General features: G+C 57.0%; 1 protein-coding gene. It reads left to right on the forward strand.

Going from position 1 to position 1650, the window contains the following annotated elements; translation table 11 throughout:
• Positions 1-27: 27 nt before the first annotated feature.
• On the forward strand, positions 28-1560 hold the full coding sequence (gene ltrA / locus ACTJLC_RS31685) for a group II intron reverse transcriptase/maturase (RefSeq protein WP_310127560.1): 1533 nt from the start codon (positions 28-30) through the stop codon (positions 1558-1560).
• The last annotated feature ends 90 nt before the right edge of the window (positions 1561-1650 follow it).

Genomic DNA, 1650 nt, shown 5'->3' on the forward strand with positions numbered 1-1650 from the left:
TAACTGACCGCAATGAGGTGAAGACCTTTGATAATCAGTGAAATACAAAGCAAACTGGCGACATGGTCAACGGAGAACAAAGAGCGCAAGTTCGATCGACTTCTGAGACTGATTGCCGACCGGGATTGGCTGAGCGAAGCGGCTCGTATCACGCTGGCATCCAGCGGAGCCCGCACACCGGGCGTGGACGGGGTTGACGGGCGCATGATGGAAGCTCATCTCCAGCATGAACTGGCAAAGATACGCGAAGAGTTGCTGACGGGCTCGTATAGCCCGTCGCCCGCGCGACGCGTGTATATACCGAAAGCGAATGGCAAGCTCAGGCCACTCGGCATTCCGAGCCTGCGAGATCGGATCGTGCAGCGGGCTATGTTGATGGTCATGGAACCGATATGGGAGAGTGATTTCCATCCGGCCTCGTATGGCTTTCGACCGGCCCGCAGTGTGCATCACGCGGTTCGCACGGTGAAGCTTCAGTTGCAAGATGGTGGAGAGCATAGTGTCTCCGGACGCTGGGTCATCGAGGGCGACCTCGCCAGCTACTTCGACACCGTTCACCATCGCCTTCTTCTGAAGGGAATCCGCAAGCGGATCGCCGACCAGCGCTTCCTTGCCCTGCTCTGGAAGTTCATCAAGGCGGGCTGCGTCGATCGTGATCTGTTTCGTGCCGCGAGTGAAGGCGTTCCTCAAGGTGGTGTCATCTCACCCCTCCTATCCAACATCATGCTGCACGAATTCGATGCGTGGATGGAAAGGAACTACCTGAACAAGAAGGTGCGGAAGGATCGGTGGGCGTGGAACTTCGCGATTCTCAAGCAGCGTCCGATTACTGTACGAGAAAACCGGCAGTGGAAACCAGCTATCGCTTACTGCCGGTATGCAGATGACTTTGTGATTGTGGTCAAGGGGACTCGCGAACATGCAGAAGCAGTACGTGAAGCATGCCGTGGGTTCCTCGAAGGCGAACTGAAGCTCACGCTGAATATGGAGAAGACCCATATCACGCATGTGAATGATGGCTTCGTCTTCCTCGGTCACCGAATCATCCGCAAGCGTGGGTCACGCGGTCGCATGCGACCTGTGACGACGATTCCGTGGGAGAAGTATCGGGGCTTTGCCGAGAGGCTCGTCAAGCAACTGTCGGGTAACTATGGCATGAACCGGATGGACCTGATGGAAAGCTTGAATCGGCAGCTTGCCGGCTGGGCCGCCTTTTATCAATTCACCGACTTTACGGCCACCATGTTCAGAAAACTGGACCGCGCAGTCTTCTGGAAATTCGGCTACTGGCTTGCGCGCAGATATCGGCGCGGGTTCCGGTCGCTGATGCGCGAATACATCCGGGCACCAGAGCCGGGCCAGACTAAAACATGGGTGCTGCACGGCCAGAACAGTCGAGGGTGGTATGGGGCGGTGGCGCTACGGCGGCTTGTTACCAGTCGCAAGGGTCAATTCAGGTGGCGTTCTCCGTCGGAAAATCCGTACATCTTGCGCGATGAGACCCGCAGTACCATCGAATCGCGCTATGCCGATGTCGCCTTTGCTATGAGCAACGCTTGAATGGAGAGCCGGATGCGCTGAGAGGTGCAAGTCCGGTTCGGGGAGGAGAGGCCGGGAAATAGCTCGACTACGTCCGGTCTCTTACTCCAC

It is taken from the genome of Paraburkholderia sp. 22099 (genome assembly GCF_052045835.1).
In the GTDB taxonomy this organism is placed as follows: Bacteria; Pseudomonadota; Gammaproteobacteria; order Burkholderiales; family Burkholderiaceae; genus Paraburkholderia; species Paraburkholderia terricola.